The 19,693-nt window shown below is 62.3% G+C and carries 43 protein-coding genes; 26 read left to right on the top strand and 17 right to left on the bottom strand.

Going from position 1 to position 19,693, the window contains the following annotated elements; translation table 11 throughout:
* From C8J45_RS09090 to C8J45_RS09080, 3 genes are all read right to left on the bottom strand, one after another.
* A complete protein-coding gene (locus C8J45_RS09090) occupies nucleotides 1-714 on the bottom strand; it encodes a protein-L-isoaspartate O-methyltransferase (RefSeq protein WP_107962911.1) in 714 nt (237 codons plus the stop codon).
* A gap of 241 nt (nucleotides 715-955) precedes the next feature.
* Nucleotides 956-1,975, bottom strand: coding sequence for a hypothetical protein (locus tag C8J45_RS09085; RefSeq protein ID WP_107962910.1), 1,020 nt, complete (start codon nucleotides 1,973-1,975; stop codon nucleotides 956-958).
* A 353-nt stretch (nucleotides 1,976-2,328) separates the two neighbouring features.
* The gene (locus C8J45_RS09080; protein ID WP_107962909.1) at nucleotides 2,329-2,562 is read right to left on the bottom strand and encodes a hypothetical protein; all 234 of its coding nucleotides are present in this window, start codon (nucleotides 2,560-2,562) and stop codon (nucleotides 2,329-2,331) included.
* 120 nt (nucleotides 2,563-2,682) lie between these two features.
* On the opposite strand from C8J45_RS09080, the gene C8J45_RS09075 reads away from it, so the two are divergent.
* From C8J45_RS09075 to C8J45_RS09050, 6 genes are all read left to right on the top strand, one after another.
* Nucleotides 2,683-2,982, top strand: coding sequence for a hypothetical protein (locus C8J45_RS09075; protein WP_107962908.1), 300 nt, complete (start codon nucleotides 2,683-2,685; stop codon nucleotides 2,980-2,982).
* Nucleotides 2,979-3,470: a hypothetical protein gene (locus C8J45_RS09070; RefSeq protein WP_107962907.1), complete on the top strand. Its 492-nt coding sequence runs from the start codon at nucleotides 2,979-2,981 to the stop codon at nucleotides 3,468-3,470. The genes C8J45_RS09075 and C8J45_RS09070 overlap by 4 nt, the downstream gene beginning before the upstream one ends.
* Nucleotides 3,471-3,506: 36 nt before the next feature.
* Entirely contained in the window at nucleotides 3,507-3,932 is a 426-nt protein-coding gene (locus C8J45_RS19735; RefSeq protein WP_107962906.1) for a Lar family restriction alleviation protein, read from the top strand.
* Between the two features lie 160 nt (nucleotides 3,933-4,092).
* Nucleotides 4,093-4,302: a hypothetical protein gene (locus tag C8J45_RS09060; protein WP_107962905.1), complete on the top strand. Its 210-nt coding sequence runs from the start codon at nucleotides 4,093-4,095 to the stop codon at nucleotides 4,300-4,302.
* A gap of 27 nt (nucleotides 4,303-4,329) precedes the next feature.
* Nucleotides 4,330-4,617: a hypothetical protein gene (locus tag C8J45_RS09055; RefSeq protein WP_146168602.1), complete on the top strand. Its 288-nt coding sequence runs from the start codon at nucleotides 4,330-4,332 to the stop codon at nucleotides 4,615-4,617.
* A gap of 331 nt (nucleotides 4,618-4,948) precedes the next feature.
* On the top strand, nucleotides 4,949-5,245 hold the full coding sequence (locus tag C8J45_RS09050; protein ID WP_107962903.1) for a hypothetical protein: 297 nt from the start codon (nucleotides 4,949-4,951) through the stop codon (nucleotides 5,243-5,245).
* Nucleotides 5,246-5,868: 623 nt separating this feature from the next.
* Here the strand turns inward: C8J45_RS09050 and C8J45_RS19210 are convergent.
* The 14 genes from C8J45_RS19210 to C8J45_RS19200 form a co-directional block, all read right to left on the bottom strand.
* Complete coding sequence (locus C8J45_RS19210; protein WP_181321170.1) at nucleotides 5,869-6,036, bottom strand: hypothetical protein; 168 nt, start codon at nucleotides 6,034-6,036, stop codon at nucleotides 5,869-5,871.
* Complete coding sequence (locus C8J45_RS09040; RefSeq protein ID WP_107962901.1) at nucleotides 6,033-6,293, bottom strand: hypothetical protein; 261 nt, start codon at nucleotides 6,291-6,293, stop codon at nucleotides 6,033-6,035. The genes C8J45_RS19210 and C8J45_RS09040 overlap by 4 nt, the downstream gene beginning before the upstream one ends.
* Nucleotides 6,290-6,874 (bottom strand): glucosaminidase domain-containing protein, encoded by a 585-nt coding sequence (locus C8J45_RS09035; protein WP_107962900.1) that lies wholly within the window; start codon nucleotides 6,872-6,874, stop codon nucleotides 6,290-6,292. Before C8J45_RS09035 ends, C8J45_RS09040 begins: the two co-directional genes overlap by 4 nt.
* Nucleotides 6,871-7,611 (bottom strand): helix-turn-helix domain-containing protein, encoded by a 741-nt coding sequence (locus C8J45_RS09030; RefSeq protein WP_107962899.1) that lies wholly within the window; start codon nucleotides 7,609-7,611, stop codon nucleotides 6,871-6,873. Before C8J45_RS09030 ends, C8J45_RS09035 begins: the two co-directional genes overlap by 4 nt.
* On the bottom strand, nucleotides 7,608-8,015 hold the full coding sequence (locus tag C8J45_RS09025) for a GIY-YIG nuclease family protein (protein WP_107962898.1): 408 nt from the start codon (nucleotides 8,013-8,015) through the stop codon (nucleotides 7,608-7,610). The genes C8J45_RS09030 and C8J45_RS09025 overlap by 4 nt, the downstream gene beginning before the upstream one ends.
* Nucleotides 8,012-8,350, bottom strand: coding sequence for a hypothetical protein (locus C8J45_RS09020; RefSeq protein WP_107962897.1), 339 nt, complete (start codon nucleotides 8,348-8,350; stop codon nucleotides 8,012-8,014). The genes C8J45_RS09025 and C8J45_RS09020 overlap by 4 nt, the downstream gene beginning before the upstream one ends.
* A gap of 2 nt (nucleotides 8,351-8,352) precedes the next feature.
* Nucleotides 8,353-8,610 (bottom strand): DUF2312 domain-containing protein, encoded by a 258-nt coding sequence (locus C8J45_RS09015; protein ID WP_181321178.1) that lies wholly within the window; start codon nucleotides 8,608-8,610, stop codon nucleotides 8,353-8,355.
* A 43-nt stretch (nucleotides 8,611-8,653) separates the two neighbouring features.
* On the bottom strand, nucleotides 8,654-9,094 hold the full coding sequence (locus C8J45_RS09010; protein WP_107962895.1) for a hypothetical protein: 441 nt from the start codon (nucleotides 9,092-9,094) through the stop codon (nucleotides 8,654-8,656).
* A 151-nt stretch (nucleotides 9,095-9,245) separates the two neighbouring features.
* Nucleotides 9,246-9,419 carry a hypothetical protein gene (locus C8J45_RS19205; protein WP_181321169.1) on the bottom strand — a complete coding sequence of 58 codons (174 nt, stop codon included), beginning with the start codon at nucleotides 9,417-9,419 and terminating at the stop codon, nucleotides 9,246-9,248.
* The gene (locus C8J45_RS09005; protein WP_107962894.1) at nucleotides 9,416-9,682 is read right to left on the bottom strand and encodes a DUF6378 domain-containing protein; all 267 of its coding nucleotides are present in this window, start codon (nucleotides 9,680-9,682) and stop codon (nucleotides 9,416-9,418) included. The genes C8J45_RS19205 and C8J45_RS09005 overlap by 4 nt, the downstream gene beginning before the upstream one ends.
* The gene (locus C8J45_RS09000) at nucleotides 9,679-10,152 is read right to left on the bottom strand and encodes a hypothetical protein (RefSeq protein WP_107962893.1); all 474 of its coding nucleotides are present in this window, start codon (nucleotides 10,150-10,152) and stop codon (nucleotides 9,679-9,681) included. The genes C8J45_RS09005 and C8J45_RS09000 overlap by 4 nt, the downstream gene beginning before the upstream one ends.
* 3 nt (nucleotides 10,153-10,155) lie before the next feature.
* Complete coding sequence (locus tag C8J45_RS08995; RefSeq protein ID WP_107962892.1) at nucleotides 10,156-10,347, bottom strand: hypothetical protein; 192 nt, start codon at nucleotides 10,345-10,347, stop codon at nucleotides 10,156-10,158.
* Nucleotides 10,344-10,826, bottom strand: a complete 483-nt coding sequence (locus C8J45_RS08990) for a GIY-YIG nuclease family protein (protein ID WP_107962891.1) — start codon at nucleotides 10,824-10,826, stop codon at nucleotides 10,344-10,346. The genes C8J45_RS08995 and C8J45_RS08990 overlap by 4 nt, the downstream gene beginning before the upstream one ends.
* On the bottom strand, nucleotides 10,823-11,044 hold the full coding sequence (locus C8J45_RS19200; RefSeq protein ID WP_181321168.1) for a hypothetical protein: 222 nt from the start codon (nucleotides 11,042-11,044) through the stop codon (nucleotides 10,823-10,825). Before C8J45_RS19200 ends, C8J45_RS08990 begins: the two co-directional genes overlap by 4 nt.
* Nucleotides 11,045-11,116: 72 nt before the next feature.
* On the opposite strand from C8J45_RS19200, the gene C8J45_RS08985 reads away from it, so the two are divergent.
* The 20 genes from C8J45_RS08985 to C8J45_RS19185 all read left to right on the top strand — a co-directional run bounded on the left by C8J45_RS08985 (nucleotide 11,117) and on the right by C8J45_RS19185 (nucleotide 19,662).
* A complete protein-coding gene (locus C8J45_RS08985; RefSeq protein WP_181321167.1) occupies nucleotides 11,117-11,569 on the top strand; it encodes a helix-turn-helix domain-containing protein in 453 nt (150 codons plus the stop codon).
* Nucleotides 11,570-11,710: 141 nt separating this feature from the next.
* Nucleotides 11,711-12,079 (top strand): hypothetical protein, encoded by a 369-nt coding sequence (locus C8J45_RS08980; RefSeq protein ID WP_107962889.1) that lies wholly within the window; start codon nucleotides 11,711-11,713, stop codon nucleotides 12,077-12,079.
* Nucleotides 12,080-12,209: 130 nt separating this feature from the next.
* Nucleotides 12,210-12,368, top strand: coding sequence for a hypothetical protein (locus C8J45_RS19195; protein WP_181321166.1), 159 nt, complete (start codon nucleotides 12,210-12,212; stop codon nucleotides 12,366-12,368).
* A 235-nt stretch (nucleotides 12,369-12,603) separates the two neighbouring features.
* Nucleotides 12,604-12,936: a hypothetical protein gene (locus tag C8J45_RS08970; RefSeq protein ID WP_146168601.1), complete on the top strand. Its 333-nt coding sequence runs from the start codon at nucleotides 12,604-12,606 to the stop codon at nucleotides 12,934-12,936.
* Nucleotides 12,937-13,040: 104 nt separating this feature from the next.
* On the top strand, nucleotides 13,041-13,175 hold the full coding sequence (locus tag C8J45_RS19585; protein WP_258191375.1) for a hypothetical protein: 135 nt from the start codon (nucleotides 13,041-13,043) through the stop codon (nucleotides 13,173-13,175).
* The gene (locus C8J45_RS08965; RefSeq protein WP_107962886.1) at nucleotides 13,172-13,546 is read left to right on the top strand and encodes a hypothetical protein; all 375 of its coding nucleotides are present in this window, start codon (nucleotides 13,172-13,174) and stop codon (nucleotides 13,544-13,546) included. The genes C8J45_RS19585 and C8J45_RS08965 overlap by 4 nt, the downstream gene beginning before the upstream one ends.
* Nucleotides 13,543-13,872, top strand: a complete 330-nt coding sequence (locus C8J45_RS08960; RefSeq protein ID WP_107962885.1) for a hypothetical protein — start codon at nucleotides 13,543-13,545, stop codon at nucleotides 13,870-13,872. The genes C8J45_RS08965 and C8J45_RS08960 overlap by 4 nt, the downstream gene beginning before the upstream one ends.
* 220 nt (nucleotides 13,873-14,092) lie before the next feature.
* The gene (locus C8J45_RS08950; RefSeq protein ID WP_107962883.1) at nucleotides 14,093-14,311 is read left to right on the top strand and encodes a hypothetical protein; all 219 of its coding nucleotides are present in this window, start codon (nucleotides 14,093-14,095) and stop codon (nucleotides 14,309-14,311) included.
* Nucleotides 14,305-14,799 carry an HNH endonuclease gene (locus C8J45_RS08945; RefSeq protein WP_107962882.1) on the top strand — a complete coding sequence of 165 codons (495 nt, stop codon included), beginning with the start codon at nucleotides 14,305-14,307 and terminating at the stop codon, nucleotides 14,797-14,799. The genes C8J45_RS08950 and C8J45_RS08945 overlap by 7 nt, the downstream gene beginning before the upstream one ends.
* Nucleotides 14,783-15,124, top strand: coding sequence for a hypothetical protein (locus tag C8J45_RS08940; protein ID WP_107962881.1), 342 nt, complete (start codon nucleotides 14,783-14,785; stop codon nucleotides 15,122-15,124). Before C8J45_RS08945 ends, C8J45_RS08940 begins: the two co-directional genes overlap by 17 nt.
* Nucleotides 15,121-15,345 (top strand): hypothetical protein, encoded by a 225-nt coding sequence (locus C8J45_RS08935; RefSeq protein ID WP_107962880.1) that lies wholly within the window; start codon nucleotides 15,121-15,123, stop codon nucleotides 15,343-15,345. The genes C8J45_RS08940 and C8J45_RS08935 overlap by 4 nt, the downstream gene beginning before the upstream one ends.
* Before the next feature lie 16 nt (nucleotides 15,346-15,361).
* On the top strand, nucleotides 15,362-16,153 hold the full coding sequence (locus C8J45_RS08930; RefSeq protein ID WP_107962879.1) for a hypothetical protein: 792 nt from the start codon (nucleotides 15,362-15,364) through the stop codon (nucleotides 16,151-16,153).
* Nucleotides 16,153-16,293 carry a hypothetical protein gene (locus tag C8J45_RS19190; RefSeq protein WP_181321165.1) on the top strand — a complete coding sequence of 47 codons (141 nt, stop codon included), beginning with the start codon at nucleotides 16,153-16,155 and terminating at the stop codon, nucleotides 16,291-16,293. The genes C8J45_RS08930 and C8J45_RS19190 overlap by 1 nt, the downstream gene beginning before the upstream one ends.
* Nucleotides 16,290-16,961 carry an ERF family protein gene (locus C8J45_RS08925; RefSeq protein ID WP_107962878.1) on the top strand — a complete coding sequence of 224 codons (672 nt, stop codon included), beginning with the start codon at nucleotides 16,290-16,292 and terminating at the stop codon, nucleotides 16,959-16,961. The genes C8J45_RS19190 and C8J45_RS08925 overlap by 4 nt, the downstream gene beginning before the upstream one ends.
* Nucleotides 16,961-17,347 (top strand): hypothetical protein, encoded by a 387-nt coding sequence (locus C8J45_RS08920; protein WP_107962877.1) that lies wholly within the window; start codon nucleotides 16,961-16,963, stop codon nucleotides 17,345-17,347. The genes C8J45_RS08925 and C8J45_RS08920 overlap by 1 nt, the downstream gene beginning before the upstream one ends.
* Nucleotides 17,344-17,784 (top strand): hypothetical protein, encoded by a 441-nt coding sequence (locus tag C8J45_RS08915; protein WP_107962876.1) that lies wholly within the window; start codon nucleotides 17,344-17,346, stop codon nucleotides 17,782-17,784. The genes C8J45_RS08920 and C8J45_RS08915 overlap by 4 nt, the downstream gene beginning before the upstream one ends.
* Nucleotides 17,781-18,683, top strand: a complete 903-nt coding sequence (locus C8J45_RS08910; RefSeq protein ID WP_107962875.1) for a hypothetical protein — start codon at nucleotides 17,781-17,783, stop codon at nucleotides 18,681-18,683. Before C8J45_RS08915 ends, C8J45_RS08910 begins: the two co-directional genes overlap by 4 nt.
* Before the next feature lie 147 nt (nucleotides 18,684-18,830).
* Entirely contained in the window at nucleotides 18,831-19,328 is a 498-nt protein-coding gene (locus C8J45_RS08905) for a hypothetical protein (RefSeq protein ID WP_107962874.1), read from the top strand.
* A complete protein-coding gene (locus C8J45_RS18900; protein WP_146168600.1) occupies nucleotides 19,325-19,528 on the top strand; it encodes a hypothetical protein in 204 nt (67 codons plus the stop codon). The genes C8J45_RS08905 and C8J45_RS18900 overlap by 4 nt, the downstream gene beginning before the upstream one ends.
* Complete coding sequence (locus C8J45_RS19185; protein ID WP_181321164.1) at nucleotides 19,525-19,662, top strand: hypothetical protein; 138 nt, start codon at nucleotides 19,525-19,527, stop codon at nucleotides 19,660-19,662. The genes C8J45_RS18900 and C8J45_RS19185 overlap by 4 nt, the downstream gene beginning before the upstream one ends.
* Nucleotides 19,663-19,693 lie beyond the last annotated feature (31 nt).

Here is a 19,693-nt window from a genome sequence, read left to right as displayed (position 1 = left end):
TCAGAACTTGAAGGGTTTGGGCGCGTCGAAGCCCGGCAGGCCGACGCATTCGACATCGACGAACGCCGCCAGCGCAAAGCCGCCGTCGGTCTTGCGGCCCGACGCCAGCCGGGTCAGCCCGCGCTCCGCGATCCCCGTGACGACACGGCCGCCCGAGCGGACCTGCGCGATCAGCGCGTCGGGCACGGTCTCGATCGCACCGTCGACGATCAGCACGTCATAGGGCGCGCTGGCGGCATGGCCGTCGTGCATCGGTGCTTCGACGAGATCGACATTGCCGATCCCGGCAAGCGCTGCATGCGCCACTGCGAGCAAGGCCGGATCGCTCTCGACCGCGACCACCGATCCGACGATCTCGGCGAGCACCGCGGCGGTATAGCCGGTCGCCGCGCCGATCAGCAGGACGCGGTCGGTCGCGGTCAGATACGCTTCGGTCAGAAGCCGGCCGGTCGCCATCGGCAGATTGGCGTAACGACCGCCACCGAGCGGAATGGCGGTGTCGCGGTAGGCGAGCGCACGAACGTCGGCGGGCAGGAACTCTTCGCGAGGCACGCGTGCCATCGCCGCGACGACGCGCTGATCGCTGACCGCGTTGGTCCGCAACTGGCTCGCCACCATCGCGTGACGCATCGTCTCGAACGAGGCCGATGCGCCGCCGTCGGTGCGCAGGGTGCCGGTTTCGAGAGCGGGAGTATCGAGAATTGTCGTCGTCATGGCCTATCCTGTCGCACAACTGTTTTAGCCACGCAATACACTAGTTTCGCGTCGACCGATCGCGCGGCGTGATATCGCGGGGTTGCCGCAACGCCAAGCGCCGGTTGGTCGGTTTCGATAGCTGTGGTCGCGCGTGCCAGCGCGGGGAAGACGCCCCGCCCGCCCGTGTGACACCGAAATGCCGCGAACGGGGCGCCGAGGGTGCACGTGGAAATCCCCGGCAACACCTCTGCCCATGGCCCTAGCACCCTAATGCGGGACCGTCGCCGGAAATGACCGGTCGCGACGCGGACGTCCTCACCGATTCGCGGGACGGCGCGTTGCGGGCTGGTGCCGTCTCGATGTCGTGCAGCACCTGGGTCGGCGATCCCAGCACGGCATCGCGGGCGCGCAGGCTCGCGTCGAGGAAGGGCTTGGTCAGGGCCATGAAACGGCGCGGCGTCATGCCCAGAAACGTGCCCGAATCGCGCAGGAAATGCGATGCGTCGAAATAGCTGCCGTCGATCCGGGTGTAGTCGGCATCGGCACCAGCCGCCATGTACCGCACGAACGAGCGCAGGAACCGCGCACGCATTAACAGCATCTTGGGTGGGAACCCGAAATGCCGGACCGACAATCGCCGCAGGCCGTGCGTCGGGATATCGAGCTGATACGCGGCCGACACGATGTCGGTGGGCCCGTCGGTCGCCAGGATCTCCATCAACTGCCGGATCTGCGGCGCGTCGGCATGTGGCGTGCCGAGTCGCGCGATCAGCAGCGTATCGAGGATGGGCGCGATCTCGGCGTCGCTCGGCGCCTCCTGCAACGCAGCGACGAGGCGGCGGGTGAAACCATGGCCCAGCACGTCCTGCAACGGCACGATCCGGTTGCGATAGTCTCCCGCCGGACGGTTGAACAGTCGCGCCCAGCCGAGTGCGCTGATCCCGAAACCGATCATCGTGCCGCCGTGCGTTGTCGCCTTCAGCGCCTGGCTGGTCGGACCGAACAGGCTGGCTGCCGGTAGGGGATCATAGGTCCGTCGCCCGATCGTCACGGCGATCGGCCCCGCATCGATCGCGATCCGCACGTTCGCGGTCGCAGGCAGGAACCAGTCGACCTGCCCTGCCGCACTCGCGTCGATCGATCGGTAGACGTGATAGCCGGTGATGTAATCCGCGAGCGCCGCGGCCGGGCGGTCATACCGGATCGCCATGCCATCCGGCATATCGAACACCGCATCGTCGACACCGGCCGTATTCGTGCCGCCCGCTAGCCTGTCCATCGTCAAACGCCCCGCCCCCAAGCCGTTATGCTGTTTCGCTGCACTGTAGGCAAAGAACCATTCCGGTGCGAGTCTCGATACCTCCGATCCCGACGTGCAGGATGGCCGCTCACGAACCGCGCGGATCGCTCGACAAGATTATTCCACATCCGATCGCAACTGCCGGTTGACCGCGTGCCAAAAACGAAGCATTTGCGCCGCCTTCACGCAATCGGGGCCCGATGGCGGAGTGGTGACGTAGAGGACTGCAAATCCTCCGACACCCACGGTTATCCGCCAATAGTTCGCAGTCTACCGGCTTTGTTCCACCCACCGGATTCCGTGGGTTTCGGAAGCGACTGCGAACTTTCTCCCTACTTCCCGCGCCGCTCTAGCTCGCGCTCGACGGCTGCAATCCAGTCCTCGCGTTCGTCGGCTTCCATGCCTTCCCACGCGATGATGATGGCGATAAGATACCCCGGCACCTCGCCGAACTCGCCGCGAAGCTGCCGGCTGATGGTGTTCTCGGGTTTCCCCGTCAGGCGCGCCAACGATCGCTGCGTCAGCTTCGCCCCCTTCGCCCGAATTTGCCATGGCTCTCCCTGCATGCGGGGCGCGATAGACGCTGCAACCTCAATCTGACAACCGTTCAACGTCACGTTGATTTTTCCTGTTGCAATTATCTACGTTGCGAATATTCTACGTCAGGTAGATTACGGAGGCAAGTGATGAACATGCATGCGGCGGAAAACGGTTTAAGGGGCGACACTCTGGTGTTCCTACAGCGCGCGCTTCCACACTTTCTTGCAGGCAAATCTGTCGAAGATAGCATGCGCTCCGTTCTCGACGACGACGCGCGCATCGTAACCGCGGCATTTGCTTGCAGCACGACTGACTATTTCCCGACGCCATGCGAACGCGGCCGTTCGGTGGTTCGCGCTGATCGTACCGGCGACCTCATCGCTTCCGAGATTACTGCCACTGTGCACGCTCGCCTTCGCCTCACTCAACTCGAGAAGGTGGCATGACCGACGCATTCCAGCCGAAGCAATGGGTCGGCGAGAAATACAGCCCTAACCTGCAGAAGTGGTTGGCGAAGAACGACGGGAGCCCATGGGGTACTGCCCGCGTTTGGATCGCTGCCGACGCAACCTACTGGATCGGTTGGGTGGACGATGACGGATGGTTCTATGGAACCCGCCTCATGTGCGTAATGGTTGATGGGCGTAAGGCTGAGGTTTACGCTCATCCTGCCGTTCCCGAAGGCGTAATCGAGCAGCCGGATTTCTGGGCTCACTACGGTGCCGTGGGTCGTTGTGCGGTCGACCAAGACCATACTCGGGGCTTCATCGGCGACGAGACGCGATGGGCTGTCGACGGAAATACGCGCGAGTGCCTGTGGTGCGGGGACTGCCGCCAGACGCTTCGACGTTGGCAGGAAGTGGTGAACCGTCAGGCTTGGGAAATTGCACCCACGCCAAACTCCCCCCTCACCCAATTGGAGCAAGCAGCATGAGCATGATCACGATTCCGCAAGGGATGAAGGCTTGGCATGGCGGCGAGGAAGCGCCGGCGGACTGGGATGGTGGTCCGTATCTCTGTCGCGACGGCGCGATGTATCACATGCGCGGCTATGGCTGGGGCATGGCACGAACTGCTGGAACCCGACCGCGGACTGGGATCGGATCGCATACACTCCGAAGGCCACCCCCACCTCCGAGACCGACCAGCTTGGCGGGGTGGGGGTATGAGCGGGGTGACGTTGCTGCCCTGTCCGTTCTGCGGAGGATCGGCATCGATGATGTCGAGCAGCGGCTATCCGCACGGGAGCCCCGGTGCTGGCGGAACGCGGTTCGTTGTATGCGATGACTGTTACGCATCAGGCCCAGCAGAGCCCTCACCACGCGTCGGCACGGCTTGGAACATACGCACCCACCCCGCCTCGAACGCCCGCCAGGATGAAGGAGCTGTGGTATGAGTGAGGAAGCGCAGGAGCAGCTAGCTTATGTCATGACGTTGGAGAGCCAAGCCCGCGTCGGTAGCTACCACCACGAGGCCAGCAGCGCGCCGTGGATGATCCTTGCGGCAGAACGTGACGAGCTCTCAAAGATGATACTTCCACCTAAAGGAACAGACGCATGACTGAACAGAACTACCACCTTGACCCGAGCGAGGGCGGCAAGGCACTGCTGCTCTTGGCCGAGGCATACGACAACGCCGCTATGAACGGTATGGCTAAACGCATCCGGCTTGGCACAGTTACCGGTCAGGATTTGATCGCGGTGGCGGCAATCGAGAAGGCTTTGGCGAAGCGCCGCAACTACGGTGTTTGCTGGAAACGGTTTTAAGTTTGATACTAGCGCTGGAGCTTCCGTATGCGAACGATGATCGAGAACATGGCGCGGGCGTTAGCCGTCGCAGAAAGCGGGAAAGAGGGTACCTTTATCTTCGACCTGCACTGGGAAGAGTTCGGGGAGCATCATATTCAAACGGTACGATCGACCCTAGGAATGCTAAGGGAACCGACTGAAGCGATGCTGCTAGCCGGTACTGATCAGCTAGATTTCGACAGCGATGGCGGATTGCTTGGCGCTACGAAGGAAGCCGTCGACCGGGCTTTCGGTGCGATGATCCAAGCGGCGCTCAACGAGAAGGAGGAGTGAGATGCTGACTGGCTTCCTGATCGGAATAGGGGTTTGCCTAATACCCGTAGGCCTCGCCCTCATGCTTTACGGTTACCACATTTGGAAGTGTTCGTAGCCAGCGGGGCGGCGCTCTACGAACACCAACCCCGCCGACAGTGTCGCAACCGGTACGCGGACCCTCTCAGGTAGTCGGTTCGGATTTTCCCGATCTTTCCCCGCGCTCGCATGGCGTATGACGGTGTCCGGATGCGCCCGGTCCTATCGCCTGTGACGTGCGGAGGATACCACCGCGCGAATCGGGTTGCAATCGAGGGCTTGAACCCATCCACCCAAGGAGTAGGATAGTCGCATGTTCGAGGAACCGACTGAAGCCAGTTTAAAGGCGATGCTTGACGAGCAAGTCGAGCGGCTATGGGCTGACAATCGCGAGCGCATGGAGCGTTTGATACAGTACGCTGACCGCTGCAAGGCGGACCAGGATGCGGATGGCGAACAACGATATATGACCGAATACGCCGAACTGCGGCAATGGTGCTCGCGCATGTCTCAGGCCATCTACAGACCGCTGGTCGAGCTGGCGGCGCTTCGACCCACGCCGATCATAATGCCGAACCCGTCCGCCGAATGGGCATACCCCGCTCTCTGACGAATCGGGTTGCAATCGAAGCGCGATCAGCGACGATGCGGGGCTAGCAATCCGTTCCCGTCTCGTTCTATCAGGCAGGCATGTCGCGTTCCCCGTCACCCTCCCGAGTCGCCCAATACGCCGCAGAAGCCGCAGCAGCCAACGACGTGCACCCTGACGACGTGATGGGCACCGCTCGCACCGTTTCCTTCGTACGCGCCCGCTGTCAGGTCTGGCGGCGGTTACACGACGACGGGTTCAGCATGTACGCGATCGGGTTGGCTGTCGGGCGGCATCATACGACTGTGATGCATGCGTTGCGGAAGGGTTAGGCGCCGGTCTTTCCCGACTGTCAGGCTGGCTTTGGTCGTGGTCTGTCGGTCTGGTGTCCGCACGGCCATGACTACTCACCAGTTACGTCACCATCCAATCCAGCGCACCAGCATTCGCCAAATCGGTCCGGACGCTCGAATCTACCCTTGGCCTCGGGAGCGACACTGTACCTCGGGGCGCCGTACAGGACGAGCCCCGGCGCACAGAAACACTAGCATTTCCGGCGAGTCGCGTCTAATAATTTAGATGCTGCGGCGCAGTTTCTGCATTTCGATGCGGTAAGCCAAAGGGCCTGTTGCCGCAGCTACTGCTTACACTCCTAACCGCTTGAACACCTGCCGCTGCGCCTCAGCCTTCACAGCATCCGCCAGCGCTTCCTTGGTCAACGGGTTCTTCCCGTCCGCCAGCGCCTTCGATGCGAACTTGACGCCGATCTTCAGCGCGAACGTGGCGATCTTGCCTAGGCCGGGAATCTTCATGGGGTGGTTCCTTCAACGGTGGTGGCGGTTACGCTTTCCGGCGTCGGTGCAGACGTTGCGAGCTGCGCGCCCATCCGGTCGATCGTGCGGGACTGGCGGGCTTCCTTGATCGCGTTGACGATCGCCATGAGCAGCGCCGACCATGCGGCCGCGCCATTCGCGTCGCCGCTGTGGATCGACAGGCCTGCCAGGACGCCGGCTACGATCGCTATCAGGGCATAGACACCGATCTCGAGGCGGGATTGTTCGGCTGTCATGCCGCCACCTCGTTATACTGGTACAGGTCGTTCGACTTCATGATCGACTTGATGAGCTTGGCGTAGTTGGGATCAGTCGCGTAGATCGGCCCCAGCGCGTCGACATACGCATCGACATCGGGAAGCTTGGCACGCGCCTTGGCATAGACGGGCGCGGTCCCGACCAGCTTGGCATGCTCGCCGAACGCTTCCGCCATATCGGCGAACTTACGGAAGGCCGTCGTGATGTAATACTCCTGCCCCTTCTTCGGGCCAGCGGTGTAGACCTCGCGAGTGCGCGCCGTGACGATCGGGCCGGTCTCGTTCGCGCGCGCCTTCATACCGAACGGGTTGTTCGATCCGGCTGGCATCGACTTGCCCCAGCCGCTTTCGAGGGCCCACTGAGCCAGCGACACGGACGCAGGGACGCCATACATCCGCTGCGCCTCGATCGCGCCTAGGATCAGGTCAGGAGCGATGCGTGCGTTCGGCGCGATCGACGTGATGCCGAGTGCCTTACCGATCGCGTTGAGCGTGTTGGGTCCGAGAATCCCGTCCGCGGTCAGGCCAAGCTTTGCCTGGATCTGCTTTAGTGTCGTCATGCCGGCGTCTCCTTCATCCGATTTAGAGCTTCCTGCGTCGCTGGCGGCACGAACCCGGCAGGTAAGCTTTCCGCCACCGCACGTTGCGTGCTGATCCCCGCCTGCAATGCCTCGCGACGCATCCCATCGATCACGCCATGCAGGTCGCGAGCGTCGCGCTCGGTGCGTCCGGTCGCCATGATCAGGGGAATGGCGCTGTCGAAGACTGCTTTGCAGAATGCGCCTGCGCTGATCGGCACGACCGTGCCCATTGCGTTAGCAATGGATATATCTTCTCTTATCTCTTCTTTATCTGTCGTGACATTGCGTGACAGTGCGTGACCATCGCCACCAAGGGTCTCGTTATTATCGATACCCTTGCCGCCAGATGGCGGGTTTCCGCCGTTTTTCGGCTTGTTGGCGCGGCTGCGCTGCTGACGTTCGTTCGCCGTCGCGTCTTCACGCTTCGGCTGTCGCTTGCCCCATTGGCCTATGAAGCCGTCGACAATCATGCCCTTGTCGCGCAGCGCTGTGACAATGCGTGACACGTGCTCTTCGTCCAGGCCGGCGAACAGTGCGAAGGTCTCTTGGTCGAAATCATCGACGAAGCCACGATCGGAGTGTTGGGAAGCGTGGTCGAGAAGTGCCCACCATGTGCCGGACACGTGGATAGGTTTGACGTTGGCGCGCTTGGCTATCAGAAGCCATTTATTGTCCGTGGGCGCGCCGTGCCACGACCGGAACCAGTCGTTGCTCATGCGAGGTGTCCCCATTCCGATGCGTCTGCGCTGGTCGCGTAGAGGTCGGCGTTGATGGAGGGATGCGGGGGATGATCGTTGATGACGTTGTCGTGGATTGCCGCGGCGAACTGTTCGTCGCTCACCAGCAAGCCCGACTCTTCCGCGTATCCCGTCAGGTAGCAGAGGAACGAGTCCAGCTTGCCTTCGATGCTGAACCATTCCCCGAACAGGCCAATAGGGCTGAACGTCCGATGCAAGCGCGCTTCGTCTTCGCGAGTACCCTCTATGTACGCGAGGATGCTCAACCTGACGGGGCTACCAGTCTGAATGCCCTTGAGGCGCCCCAGAACCGAACCAGCCGTGAACCCGATCTTGACGATCTTATGCTCAAGGTTGCCGATGAAATAGACGACGCCGGTCATGGCAGCACCACCGTGACGCGCCCGCCCTTGACTGGCTCGGCGAACAGGTAGGACGGCAGGAAGCGACTATCGTTGACGCGCAGGGCGTCCGCGATCCCATCAAAATAGGGCTTCATGCGGTTGGGGAAGTTGACGCGGTCGCCGCGGCGCGAGGCCGGGTAGAACGTCACGATGATGCGGATGTCGCCGGTCCCCGCAATCTCGCAGGCACCTTCCGCCAACGTGGCCGCCTTCGCCCAGGCGCGATGCTTGGCGGTGACAGCGGCCTTCGAGCGCCAATGCCCTTTGACATGGCCCGACAAGCTCGACGGCGGGAAAGGCAGATCGATCGTCACGATCAGAAGCCGAACGTCGACTGCATGCCGAGCGCTTCCATGTAGATCTGCAGGATAGCGTTCTCTTCCTGGACCTCCTCGGCGCGCTTCTTCCGGATCGAAAGGATCTTACGGATGGCCTTGGGATCGTACCCCCTGCCCTTGGCCTCAGCCATCACGTCCTTGATGTCGTCGCTGATGCCCTTCTTCTCTTCCTCGAGACGTTCGGCGCGCTCGATCAGCAAGCGCAGCTCGTCGGCCGCAACCTGCCCGCCGCCCATGCCGTGCTGTCGTGTGGTTTGTTCGGTCATGCTGGTGTCCTGTTCAGAGTGAGGCGCTACCGACACCGCCAAGGGTGAAGGCAGGCGGAGGGGTGCGAAAATCCGGGGTGCAAACGAGGCGGGCACCCGCGCGAAGGCGTGCCATCTGGCTTTCGAATGACTCGGGAACGGGGCACTGAGCGCGCCCTACGGTGGGCGCGATGGGCTTTGGCTCGGGCTGCGGGCCTGGCTCGCGCTTGGGCTGTTCGGCGTCACCGACGATGATAGGCGTAGTGTGCAGGTGGCCGAGCGAGGGCTTAGGCTTCTTGTCAAAGCCCTTGCGGCGCATCGTACGGCGGATCGACCGGACCTGCTCCAGCGTCATGTCAGAGCCGGAAAGCGACCGGTGCAGCATCGCGTGCACGTCGTTCACGCCGAACGTTTCGAGCAGCAGCCACACCAGACGGCGACGGGCAGCGATGGCGAGCGTTGACTGGCTGCTCACCGCGGCTTCCTCGCAACGCGGATCGGCCGGCGTCGATCGCGCGTGGTGATCGGGAAGAACCGTAGCGGCTCAATCTCAACGAATGTGCTGCTGCCGTCGCGCAGGAGCGTAAGCTTGCGGGGACCGGACAGCACAGCCGCGATCTCGGGTATCATGCCTTCCACCCGAGCTTCGCGACATCACCGCGAGCAACACAGCCGCGAAGGGTGGTGAGCATGGCGGTGCGGCGATCGGCTGCGTTCTTGCGAGCGATAGCGCCAAGGGTGCGGGCGGCGTCAGCAGGCGTCGGGGCGGCGCTGGCGGTGGTGAAGGGCCAGATCTTCATGCCGGCACCTCGACGCAACGATCATGCGCAAGGGTCGCGTAGCCTGCGATGTCGTGCCACGAGTCCTTATGGTTCGCGTCGCCGTTCAGAAGCCGCGCCATCTTCGCGCAGAACATGAACATCGCGTACTGCTTGTCTTCCGACATGCTGCCGTAAGACGGGGTGGCCTGGACGATGCCGAACAGGTCCATCGCGATCTTGGCGCCGTCTGTGTACTCACCGTACGAGGTGCCGCGGTCGGCTAGGGTTGTCTCGACGCTCATGCCGCAAACCTCGCCCGGTCGATCAGCACATCAAGCGCTTGGCGAGCATCACGAAGCTGCGGGAGGATGCGCGTCAGCTCGGTCGGGGTGACAGCAACGCCACCCTCGCTTGCGGGTGACTGCGCGGCGATCAGGAGGTGCAGCACCTCGGAAAGCTCGATCGTGGCGCTAACCGTGTCGTCAGCAGCGACGTTCAGCGGCACAGACCGCGAGCCGCCCAGCGCCAAAACCGGATCCAGCGCAGACGGGCCGAACTCATACTCGACGTTCATCAGCGTGACGCCGTCGAGGTTGCCCGCTTCGTTGCGCGCGTTCTTGATCGTGCCAGCCGAGCAGCCGAGACGCTCAGCCAACTCCGGATCGTTCAGGCCGTGATGGCCCTGGATGCCCGTGATGATGGTCTTTACTGCGGTGCGGTAGGATTTTGTCGTCGGTCGCGACCGACGGGGTAAGACGTTGGCGGGTATCATGAATTAATCCCCTCGATTATGAATTGTAAGGAACAGCCCTTCGCCCCGCACGTCGCCCGAGCCCTGCTCGTCGCGATGGCGCAGGCTTGGCCGGAACAGCGGCAGGCTGCGGTTGGCGCGCCGGATATCGTGGACAGCGAGCATCAGGAGTGCAGGGCCCGCGATTGCGGCGAGGGGCAGAAGCATGTCGGTCATGCGGCCGGCGCCGGGGTGCGTGGCGAATACGGCTCAACGCGCTCAAGCAACTCCATGTGCTCTTCGGTCAGATTGGCGATGGAATCGTGACGCCAACCCATCACCCGGAAAATGTGAATTGCCAGCGGACGGGACGGCTTTTGCTTCCCCGACAAGATCATGCTTGCGTAGGATGGGCTGATACCAACGGCTTCGACGAGATCCTTTACCGGCGTCTCGCGAGGCGCGCGGATCGGCTTGGGCAGCGTCACCATGAACTCTTCGATCGGTGCGGCGAGAGCGAACCACTCGCCGAAGGCGCGATGGTCTGCGAACCGAGCGTGGAAGCCTTTCTCGAGCGTCACGTCGCCTTCGATCATTCGCTCCAGCTTGAGGCGAACCGGGCTGTCGGACTGCATCTTGCCGAAGCGCGACCACGGATTATCCGAGAAGCCGATCTTGACACGGCCGACGTCGCGGGCGGTGATGAAGTAGATCACGCTGCCACCTGCTGGTCGGCGGGCTTCCGGGGCTTGGCAGCTGCTGCGTTCCCCAACTCTTCCCAGCTGGCGATGTCGGCCTTGACGATGTCCGACCAATGCTCAGCGGGGATACTATCGCGCTGGGCCCACGAGCGAGCGGTGTGCAGGGAAACACGGCGAAGCGTCGCGAGGCGGTCGGCTCCAGCAGCGTTGACGATTTCTGTGTGCGTCCTCATTTCCCAATGATGCATTATGCACTATCGGAAAGCAAGTGCCTTTCGCATCATTCGTCGCGCTACGCCCCGCGGATGCTTACCGCCAATCAGAGACTCAAGCAGGCCCGCATAAACAAAGGGCTCGACACTCAGCGAGAAGCTGCAGCGTGGCTTGGCGTCAATGAGGCCACCTATAATCAGCACGAGAACGATACGCGCGGGAAAGGAAAGATTCCACGCGATGCCGCAGCTCACTATGCGCAGCGTTTAGGCGTCTCGCTTGATTGGCTCATCACCGGGAAGGGCGAAGGTCCGCAACCGTCAATTGAACCAACTGCCGAAGACATAGAGCAGATGATTCGCGAGATCATTGAAGCCGAACTGAAGCTCGATACGAAGATCGCGGACTTGCCGCGTATTTTTGGGCCAGCGCTTCATGAGCAGCTAGGGCGGTTTCGAGTTGACCGCGCGCCTCCGGGGAAACCTTCCTCAAAGACCTCTCCCGATAAAGGCGCTCAATCTCCCTCTGCCACCAAGCCAGTCTAGCGGGGAGAATGGCACACGACATTAAGCAGTTACTGCACGCTACCTCGCAAGCTGGCTCGCGTAGCGTCATTGGTGCGACTCGACGTTCCATGTTCCTGTTGTGTTCTCATAAATCCTACAACGCAAGATAGGAAAATTCCTATGCCCACCGATGAGGCTGAGGTGATCCGTGCTTTAGAAGTCCGAGTGTCGGACATGGAGTGGCAGCTACGCGCGTATCATGAGCAGCTAGAAAACGCGTTGGAGCACAATAACAACCTCCAGCTTAACGCAACCTGGGGAATTGTTAGAGGTACCAGCATGTTAGCATTCATAATCGCGCTGTGGAGCCTTAATAAGCTTTGGATAACATATGTTACCCCCGAATCGACTTGGATTGTAAATATCTTAATTTTCGTCGCCGCTGGTTTTATTTGGTATCATTATGCGGGCTACGTTGAGCGGGGCCACAAGGCCGACGAGAAGAAACTCTGGCCTTGGCCTAAGTGGGACGCGCCCGCCGATCTCTAAAACCCCGTAACCTACCAGCTACGTAAAAAATAATGCGCCGTGATGCATTTTGCACTTGCGCTATGGTGATGCATTCTGCATTATCACTCCAGAAGGCACAGCGGATTGGCCGCTAGCCTCGGAGGTCACGATGGCTCAGGTCAGCAAGCTCGAAAAGTTCATCGCAGCGAACCCCAGCGACAAGCGCGTAATCGCTTACAACGCCTGGTCCGCTCGCCCGATCAAGAAGATCGGCTTCCGCTACCCCTCGGGTTTCAAGTCCCTCATGGCCGACGCGGTTGCGGCATGAACGAGGTCGTGAACCATCGCGCCGCATGGTGGGGGCAGTCTTACGGCTTCCCCGCCACACTAGCCGGCACTCAGGCTTGTATGCGCCAGCACGGCAGCTGGACCTTCATGGGCTTCATCGCCCGATGTGTTCGCATTGCCGAGCAAGCCGGACTTCGCCCCGCATCTGACCGCGCCCGCTTTGACCAGATCGTTCAGAGCGAGGCAATCGCTGACACTCTCCGGAGGTTCCCAGCATGATCACCCCCTCCCCCACCGACAACGCGCAGGACGTGACGGCTAACCCCGATCGCGCATTGCCGCGGCACTCGCTCACCTCAGTTATTCTCGCAATGGCGTGCGCTGGCATTGGCGGCGGTATCGCACCACGTGGCCGCGGCTTCGATCTCGACTACATGGACGACAGCCTCGACACGCTCGCCTTTATCATGGGCGACGATCGCCCGCGTGACAGCATGGGGTTTCGCCACCCGCATCAGCGCGCTCGCCGTGAGATCGCTTTCATCGACACGCCGAAGCCGCTGTCCAAGCGCCGCGCCCGTCGCCTTCGTGGAAAGGCCGCAGCATGACCCGTCACACCCCCTCCCCCACCGCCAACGCGCAGGACGTGACGGCGAGCCCTTGGGTCAATTGGACAGGTGGCATTTGCCCAGTTCCCACCGACACGATGATCATGACGCGTCTGCGCAATGGTTGGCTGTCGAGCGGCCCCGCAAAGGCTGGATATCACCGGTGGGATCATGGTCGCACGCCTGAAAGCCCGCTGCGGGCTAACGACATCGTTGCCTACCGCGTGGTGCAGTCATGACCGCGCACCAGAAGCTCACGCCTCAGTCCGCGCAGGACGTGACGGCGATCGTGCGCTGGTACGACGCGCCCAAGGCTCAGGCCCTGCTCGCCAGCATCAAGGCCCGCCCGCCGCTCGCTGAACCCCGGTTCGCCACCTACGCCATCACCCGCGACGAATGGTCCGAGTATGTCGGCGGTCGGGTCGATGCTCTGCGGGCTATCTACGCACGGTTCGGCGACGAGCTGATGCAGCTTTGCCACGCGGCGTACATGACGTTCGGGCCGGATGCTCCACAGGCGGCGATCGACGAGGCTTATGCGCCGTTCGTGGCTTACGCTGCCGAGCCGGTGGATTTGGTTATCGGCCGGGTTCTGGGGCGCGTGTCGTGAGCGCGCCTCTTGCAACCGAGTGGCAGTTCACTGTTCCTGACGCCGATGCACGTCGCGGCCGACAGATTGTCGCAGTCGTCGGCAAGCAGTGGCATTCCAACATGAACTGGCACCGTCTCGGCATCGGCGTCGCTGCTACGGTCTACGAGGGTCGCCAAGGCTACGTGCCCGACGACATCGCTGCGATCGAAGCGCGTAACGGCATGGATGCTGGGACCGGGGTCGTCGTCGCGTGGATGGACTTCATTACTCCGCCGCTGGCTCTGGCTCGGCAGGGTTTTGAATGCGCTCTGCCAATGCCGGTGCGCACGCCGGTGTCGCTATGATCACCCCGTTCCTAAACCCCGCCGACATGGTCGATACGGGCGCGCAGATTGCGGCGTGGCGTGAGCGGTATCCGCAGTTTGATCGGATGCGCGACGTGGCCCCTGTCGTGGCCCGCTGTGTCGAGCCTGACGCTCGGTTGGCTGAGCTTCTCGCCATGCCCCGCGACCTGACGCCCGCTGAGTGGGCTGAGCTTACTGCATTTGAGAGGGAGGCAAGCTGATGGCCTGCAACTGCATAGCCGAAGTCGACGCCAAGCTGGCCGAACGCAACACCCGGATCATGCTTCCGATCATGCTGGGTGCTGACCAGACCGCGCGCCCGATGATCGTCACCGACCAGATTGAAACCGGCCGCGGCAAGAAGAAGGCCGTTGGCATGTTCGCCACCTTCTGTCCGTTCTGCGGCGTCTCCTTCACCCAGGAGCCCACCCCATGCTGACCGATACACCACTCTGTGTTGCTGACGGTGTGGCGTCTGTCTTCTGGAACCGGGCCACTGTGGCCGGCGCTGATGACTGCTGGTTGTGGAATGCAGCGAAGGCGCCGCGTGGATATGGCTTGTTCTGCACAAAGGGCGAGCGGATACTTGCGCATCGCTACAGCCTCTTCCTCGCGACTGGTGAATTGCCAGCCGACAAGATGGCTCTGCACTCCTGTGACAATCCTCGTTGTGTGAACCCGAAGCATCTGCGCTGGGGGACGCAGTTCGACAACATGCAGGATGCGTCAAACCGCAAGCGAATTCGCAATATGCGCAAGACTCACTGTGTGCGTGGCCACGAATACACGCCCGACAATACCGTCATCATGTCCCACTACCGGGGCAAGCCGCGCCGAAACTGTCGCATCTGCAAATGCGCAATACAGAACCGGCAATACCACGCCAGCAAAAACAAGAAGGAGTCTTCCAATGCTCACTGTGGCTGATGTCCTGGAGCGCGCGGCTGATTTGATCGAGCCGGATGGTGCCTGGGTAAAGGGTGAGCTGGGGTATGACGCCGATGGCAATCGTATTCCGGACAGGGAAGTCATTCACAGCGCAGTGTGCTTCTGTGTTGCTGGAGCAATCTGGCGTGCCGCAGATGTTGGCGCCGACGATACGATCGTTTGGGATGCGTTTAAGTCGCTGGGTCGATCGGCAAACTTTCGCACCGGGGTCGGCCCATGGAATGACAAACCCGAGCGCACCCAGCCCGAGGTAGTCGCCGCCCTCCGTCGCGCCGCCACGCTCGCCCGCGCAGGTGACGCATGACCGTCCCCCAGGTCAACCACGCCGCGCCGATCTGCGACCACTTCTGCCGCTGCACGAACTGCAAGCCGTCGCAGGTTGGGGAGCGCTCGTCGTCGCTGATGCGGGTTCGGGTTGCGACTGCCGGCATGTTCGTCGCCGCGCTTTGCCTGATCGCTGCCCGTGCAACCGGCGTGACCCCCGCCACTCCCGTTCCTCGTGTGGAGAACGTCGATGCCCGTTGATCTAGGAAGCGGAACGATGGCGACGACGGTGGGCGACCTACTGGACCGCATGCCGAACCCGCGCGCGGTAATCGGCGACAACCAGCCGCCCGAGCCGACGCCGTTCGAGCTGACCGCGAAAGAGGTCAACGACCTGTACGAGGAAGCAAAGTTGTGGCTCGACGGCGAACCGATCGCGACCGCAGGGCAGGCTTCCGAGGTTGGCGAGCTGCGTAAGCGCATCCAGGCGGCAGCGAAGGCCGGTGAAGAGCGGCGCGTGGCGGAAGCCAAGCCATTCGACGAGGCGAAGAAGAAGGTTCAGGACGCCTACAATCCCCTGATCCACAAGGACAAGGGCAAGACAGCGCTGGCCTTGTCGGCGCTGAACACTGCGCTCGCGCCCTACCTTGCCGAACTGGACCGCCAGCAGCGCGCGGAAGCCGCGGCATTGCGTGCAAAGCAGGTTGAAGCCGAACGGGTCGCCCGGGAAGCGTCGCAAGCTGCAGCGCACTCGGCAAACCTCGCTCAACGTGAAGAAGCTGAACGGCTGCAGGACGAAGCCAAGGCCATCGCCAAGACCGCCAACCATGCGGAGAAGGCAAAGGCTCAGGTTCACGCAACGGGCGGCGGTCGGGCAATCGGCATGAAGTCCGTCTGGACGCCGACGCTTGAGGACCCGGCCGCAGCGCTCGCCTACTTCCGCCAGATGCGCCCTGCCGAGTTGAAGGAATGGATGCTCGGGCAGGCCAGCGACATCATCCGCGTGGGCCCGAAGCCTCCCGGCTCAATCCCCGGCTTTCGCATCGCCGAAACGAAGCAGGCCGTCTGATGGCAGCGGCACTCGATGACGGCGACCGCGCCGAAATGCGCCGGCGCCGCAGGATCGGCGAAACGCTCCGCGAGATTGCGGAGAAATACGAAACCACGGTGGCTACGGCTCGCCGGATTACCAAGGGACTTCGACCATGACGGCATCACAGACCGCGCCGCAAGTCTACGCAGCGATTGCCGAGGTTCAGGCCGAGATTGCCAAGGTCGGCATCGCGAAGACCCGCAAGAACTCGCAGGGCAGCGGCTACATGTTCCGCGGTATCGACGACGTTTACGAAACGCTCGGGCCGCTGTTGCCAGCTAAGGGGCTGGTCGTAATCCCCCGCATCGTCGAGCGGGCCCAAGTTGAGCGCGTATCGAAGTCGGGCGGCAATCTGTTCTACACGACCGTCAAGGGCGAGTTTGATTTCGTCTCGGTTAAGGACGGTTCGCAGCACACAGCATCGTCCTATGGCGAAGCGCTCGACAGCGGGGACAAGTCCACGGCCAAGGCCATGTCGGCAGCGTACAAGAGCGCCGCGTTCATGCTGTTCAATATCCCGGTCGAGGGCACGCCCGATGCCGACGAAGAGACGCACAAGGTCAAGGTCCATATTGAAGAGCCCGCGACCGGATGGGGCGATTGGGCGCGCGAGCTGATTGAAGAAGCCGGATTGGCCGTCGACAACGACAGCCTGGACGATCTGCGCGACCGCAACAAGCGGCTGATCAACGGCGTCAACAAAGTGGATCCGTTCATCTTCAAGGCAGTGCAGAAGGCGTTCACCGATCGCCGGACCGTGTTGAGCGCTGGCGAGGCTTTCTGATGCTTGCGCGGCACACCCCCTTGCGCGCCAAGACGCCGATGCGCCGCACGGCACCGGTCCGCAAGGTAGCCCGCAAGGCTGTTTCGCGCGGGATCAAGCCGAACGCCGACGAACAGGCGTACTGGGACACTCTTGGCGACGTTTGCATGGGCTGCGGCCGGCACGGCGGGACGGTGGTTCACCACATCCTCGCCAACGCGCCGGGGAAGGGCTCGCGGCGAGATCACATGCTTGTCGTGAAGGTCTGCCCCGGTTGCCACAACATGGGGACGAACAGCGTGCACCTGTTGGGCTCGGAGGCCGCATTCCTCGCAAAGACCGGCGTCGATCTGGTCGCCATCGCGGTCGCGAACCGTGACGATTATCTCTTGGGAGAACTGCTGTGAGCGATGCTGCACCACTGATTTTCCGTCGCGTGCTTGGCGGGTTGCGCCCGGTCGGCGCCATTGCCGAAGCCGCGCTCGCTGCGATCGACGATGGCCCGGTCCGGGTTCGCATCACGCGTACTGCGGGCAACGTAAAGAGGAACGCTTTGTACTGGTCGTGCCTCGCCGTTGCCGCGCCGATGCTGTCGGAACGGATCGAAGGTGACGCCCTGGATCCCGAAATGCTCCATAAGATACTCAAGGATCGCCGAGGCTTAGTTCGCCTCGTGACCCTGCCGAGCGGCGACGTGTTCCGCGATTACGAAAGCACTTCATTCGCCAAGATGACCGAAGACGAGCGAAAGGCTTTCGTCGACTGGGCGCTGGCGACGCTGAGCAAGTGGCTCGGCTGCGACGTGACCGATCTGAGGCGCGAAGGCGAGGCTCAGGCGGCATGACCACGCAAGGGACAGAAGCCCGAAGGGGCGAGACCGCAGGGCTCGACGCGAAGCGCGATGGCCCGGTCGGCGCAGCCGATGCGCCCCAAACCACTGACAATCGGGAGAATATCGTGACGACATCAGAACAGCAAGCGGTGCCGGTTGCGCAGGAACAGGAGTCTGCGCTCGCAACCGCATTTTATCTCCTCGACACGCTGGCGGGGGAAGGTCTCTCGCAGACATGCGATGACGGTCGCACGATTGAGGCCGATGACACGGTGCACGCCTTATGCTCGGCGTTCTACATGGAGCCGGACGTTGGTTGGTATCGCGACCTTGCCGCCGAACTCGCGCCCGCCTCCCTTCCTTGCAAGTCGGGCGAAGGCGCGGGGGAGGACAAGGGTAACCACGATTGCCTAGCCAAACGGCGTCCCGGTGAGCCGATGTTCATTCTGTTGGGCCGTGATCCTGATGCGTGGCAGATCGTGCGCGCATGGGCAGCACGCCGGCTAAACGCGGGTGGCGATCCTGAGCATAGCTTACAGGGCATGAAGACGGCCAATGCCATGCGCGAATATGCGGCCGATCCTGCCAACCGTCCGGTATCCGCGCCTGATGCCAGTGTGTATCCCCGGTTAGATGCCACCCAGACGCGAGAAGCGGAGTTGGTGGCTTATCTTGTCTGGTCGAACGAGCATAAGGCGTGGTGGGGCAAGGATCGGTGCGGCTACACCAAGATCATCGCGAATGCGGGCCGCTACAATCGAGCCGAGGCGCTGGCGATTGCTGGCACGCGCGACGGGGGTTGGCAGCTCAACAAAGGCAATCCTGACGAGATCGCCATCCCGGAAGCCGATGCCGTTGACCAGTACGCTGAAATTACGGCTGCGCAACTCAACGCCCGAGGTGGGGCATGATTATCGATATCGAATGCCCGTTCTGTGACGGGGCCGGTCGTATCCACTCACCTGGCTGCAACGGCGATCCCGACGACGACGGGTTGGACTGTCCGCGTTGCGACGGGTCGGGTGTTGTTGCTCACGATTTGAATGAGGACGCGGACGATGATTGACCGCATGACCCCCAATCCCAACCCGAGCCCCGAGTTGCGAGTGGCAGCGCTGAACGATATCGCCCGAGTTGTCGTCAAGGCAATTGAGGCGGGATCATGCGCCGACATATGGTCGTCCGAAATGCTTCCGGCGCTCAATCGCTTCGCAGCCCTCTCCCCGCAGACACTGCCAGCGCCGGGGGAGGTGCACGAGTTTGCCGGTATGACGGCTGGCGAGGCGATCGAAGCAACACGCGGCAACGACACCCTCATGCGTGACCTGTCCTTCGCCTACGTCGCAGCGAAGAATATGCCGGGCATCGCCTCCGTGATTGACCGCGCACGTGAAGCCCTCGCCACCGTTGCGGCAGCGAATGACGAAGCGTTTGCTCGTGGGGTCGAGGCCGCTGCGAAAGTGGCTGAGCGGTGGATGAGTCCTAGCGCGGAGTTGACCGCTCCGAACCTTCCCGCCGCCATCCGCCTCTTGTCGCAGGGAGGGGGGAAGGCATGAGCGGGCCACACCGCGAGGTCTATCGTTCACGCGATGGGAAGACCTCAATCTCGACCAACATCGACGGGTTTAAATGGCCCACGCCAGCGGAGAAGATCGCGGGCCTGCTGTCTGCTGGCCTGATCGACCAAGCCGAGGCCGACCGCTTGACCGCTCGTCTCGCCACCTCACGCTCGCAACACGAAGGGGCTTCATCATGACCGAGACCGAAGATGACAACGGCGGCAAGATCTGCTGCCAGTGGTGTGGCGACATGTTCCCGCCTGAGAAAATGGCGACGGCAGGCTTGTGCGAAAGCTGCGTTGATGTCGCGGATGAGGAAATGGAGCCATGACCCAGAACCCGACCACCAACACCGAGGCGGG

The sequence above is a fragment of the Sphingomonas sp. PP-CE-3G-477 genome (assembly GCF_003050745.1).
GTDB lineage: Bacteria > Pseudomonadota > Alphaproteobacteria > Sphingomonadales > Sphingomonadaceae > Sphingomonas.
The sequence above is the reverse complement of the archived record's forward strand: the minus strand, read 5'-3'. Positions and strand labels throughout refer to the sequence as shown.

Coding starts and splice junctions, on each gene's coding strand:
- C8J45_RS09090 (WP_107962911.1), bottom strand. CDS start 714: ATGACGACGACAATTCTCGATACTCCCGCTCTCGAAACCGGCACCCTG.
- C8J45_RS09085 (WP_107962910.1), bottom strand. CDS start 1,975: ATGGACAGGCTAGCGGGCGGCACGAATACGGCCGGTGTCGACGATGCG.
- C8J45_RS09080 (WP_107962909.1), bottom strand. CDS start 2,562: ATGCAGGGAGAGCCATGGCAAATTCGGGCGAAGGGGGCGAAGCTGACG.
- C8J45_RS09075 (WP_107962908.1), top strand. CDS start 2,683: ATGAACATGCATGCGGCGGAAAACGGTTTAAGGGGCGACACTCTGGTG.
- C8J45_RS09070 (WP_107962907.1), top strand. CDS start 2,979: ATGACCGACGCATTCCAGCCGAAGCAATGGGTCGGCGAGAAATACAGC.
- C8J45_RS19735 (WP_107962906.1), top strand. CDS start 3,507: ATGGCGGCGAGGAAGCGCCGGCGGACTGGGATGGTGGTCCGTATCTCT.
- C8J45_RS09060 (WP_107962905.1), top strand. CDS start 4,093: ATGACTGAACAGAACTACCACCTTGACCCGAGCGAGGGCGGCAAGGCA.
- C8J45_RS09055 (WP_146168602.1), top strand. CDS start 4,330: ATGCGAACGATGATCGAGAACATGGCGCGGGCGTTAGCCGTCGCAGAA.
- C8J45_RS09050 (WP_107962903.1), top strand. CDS start 4,949: ATGTTCGAGGAACCGACTGAAGCCAGTTTAAAGGCGATGCTTGACGAG.
- C8J45_RS19210 (WP_181321170.1), bottom strand. CDS start 6,036: ATGAAGATTCCCGGCCTAGGCAAGATCGCCACGTTCGCGCTGAAGATC.
- C8J45_RS09040 (WP_107962901.1), bottom strand. CDS start 6,293: ATGACAGCCGAACAATCCCGCCTCGAGATCGGTGTCTATGCCCTGATA.
- C8J45_RS09035 (WP_107962900.1), bottom strand. CDS start 6,874: ATGACGACACTAAAGCAGATCCAGGCAAAGCTTGGCCTGACCGCGGAC.
- C8J45_RS09030 (WP_107962899.1), bottom strand. CDS start 7,611: ATGAGCAACGACTGGTTCCGGTCGTGGCACGGCGCGCCCACGGACAAT.
- C8J45_RS09025 (WP_107962898.1), bottom strand. CDS start 8,015: ATGACCGGCGTCGTCTATTTCATCGGCAACCTTGAGCATAAGATCGTC.
- C8J45_RS09015 (WP_181321178.1), bottom strand. CDS start 8,610: ATGGGCGGCGGGCAGGTTGCGGCCGACGAGCTGCGCTTGCTGATCGAG.
- C8J45_RS19205 (WP_181321169.1), bottom strand. CDS start 9,419: ATGAAGATCTGGCCCTTCACCACCGCCAGCGCCGCCCCGACGCCTGCT.
- C8J45_RS09005 (WP_107962894.1), bottom strand. CDS start 9,682: ATGAGCGTCGAGACAACCCTAGCCGACCGCGGCACCTCGTACGGTGAG.
- C8J45_RS09000 (WP_107962893.1), bottom strand. CDS start 10,152: ATGATACCCGCCAACGTCTTACCCCGTCGGTCGCGACCGACGACAAAA.
- C8J45_RS08995 (WP_107962892.1), bottom strand. CDS start 10,347: ATGACCGACATGCTTCTGCCCCTCGCCGCAATCGCGGGCCCTGCACTC.
- C8J45_RS19200 (WP_181321168.1), bottom strand. CDS start 11,044: ATGAGGACGCACACAGAAATCGTCAACGCTGCTGGAGCCGACCGCCTC.
- C8J45_RS08985 (WP_181321167.1), top strand. CDS start 11,117: ATGCTTACCGCCAATCAGAGACTCAAGCAGGCCCGCATAAACAAAGGG.
- C8J45_RS08980 (WP_107962889.1), top strand. CDS start 11,711: ATGCCCACCGATGAGGCTGAGGTGATCCGTGCTTTAGAAGTCCGAGTG.
- C8J45_RS19195 (WP_181321166.1), top strand. CDS start 12,210: ATGGCTCAGGTCAGCAAGCTCGAAAAGTTCATCGCAGCGAACCCCAGC.
- C8J45_RS08970 (WP_146168601.1), top strand. CDS start 12,604: ATGATCACCCCCTCCCCCACCGACAACGCGCAGGACGTGACGGCTAAC.
- C8J45_RS19585 (WP_258191375.1), top strand. CDS start 13,041: ATGACGCGTCTGCGCAATGGTTGGCTGTCGAGCGGCCCCGCAAAGGCT.
- C8J45_RS08965 (WP_107962886.1), top strand. CDS start 13,172: ATGACCGCGCACCAGAAGCTCACGCCTCAGTCCGCGCAGGACGTGACG.
- C8J45_RS08950 (WP_107962883.1), top strand. CDS start 14,093: ATGGCCTGCAACTGCATAGCCGAAGTCGACGCCAAGCTGGCCGAACGC.
- C8J45_RS08945 (WP_107962882.1), top strand. CDS start 14,305: ATGCTGACCGATACACCACTCTGTGTTGCTGACGGTGTGGCGTCTGTC.
- C8J45_RS08940 (WP_107962881.1), top strand. CDS start 14,783: ATGCTCACTGTGGCTGATGTCCTGGAGCGCGCGGCTGATTTGATCGAG.
- C8J45_RS08935 (WP_107962880.1), top strand. CDS start 15,121: ATGACCGTCCCCCAGGTCAACCACGCCGCGCCGATCTGCGACCACTTC.
- C8J45_RS08930 (WP_107962879.1), top strand. CDS start 15,362: ATGGCGACGACGGTGGGCGACCTACTGGACCGCATGCCGAACCCGCGC.
- C8J45_RS19190 (WP_181321165.1), top strand. CDS start 16,153: ATGGCAGCGGCACTCGATGACGGCGACCGCGCCGAAATGCGCCGGCGC.
- C8J45_RS08925 (WP_107962878.1), top strand. CDS start 16,290: ATGACGGCATCACAGACCGCGCCGCAAGTCTACGCAGCGATTGCCGAG.
- C8J45_RS08920 (WP_107962877.1), top strand. CDS start 16,961: ATGCTTGCGCGGCACACCCCCTTGCGCGCCAAGACGCCGATGCGCCGC.
- C8J45_RS08910 (WP_107962875.1), top strand. CDS start 17,781: ATGACCACGCAAGGGACAGAAGCCCGAAGGGGCGAGACCGCAGGGCTC.
- C8J45_RS08905 (WP_107962874.1), top strand. CDS start 18,831: ATGATTGACCGCATGACCCCCAATCCCAACCCGAGCCCCGAGTTGCGA.
- C8J45_RS18900 (WP_146168600.1), top strand. CDS start 19,325: ATGAGCGGGCCACACCGCGAGGTCTATCGTTCACGCGATGGGAAGACC.
- C8J45_RS19185 (WP_181321164.1), top strand. CDS start 19,525: ATGACCGAGACCGAAGATGACAACGGCGGCAAGATCTGCTGCCAGTGG.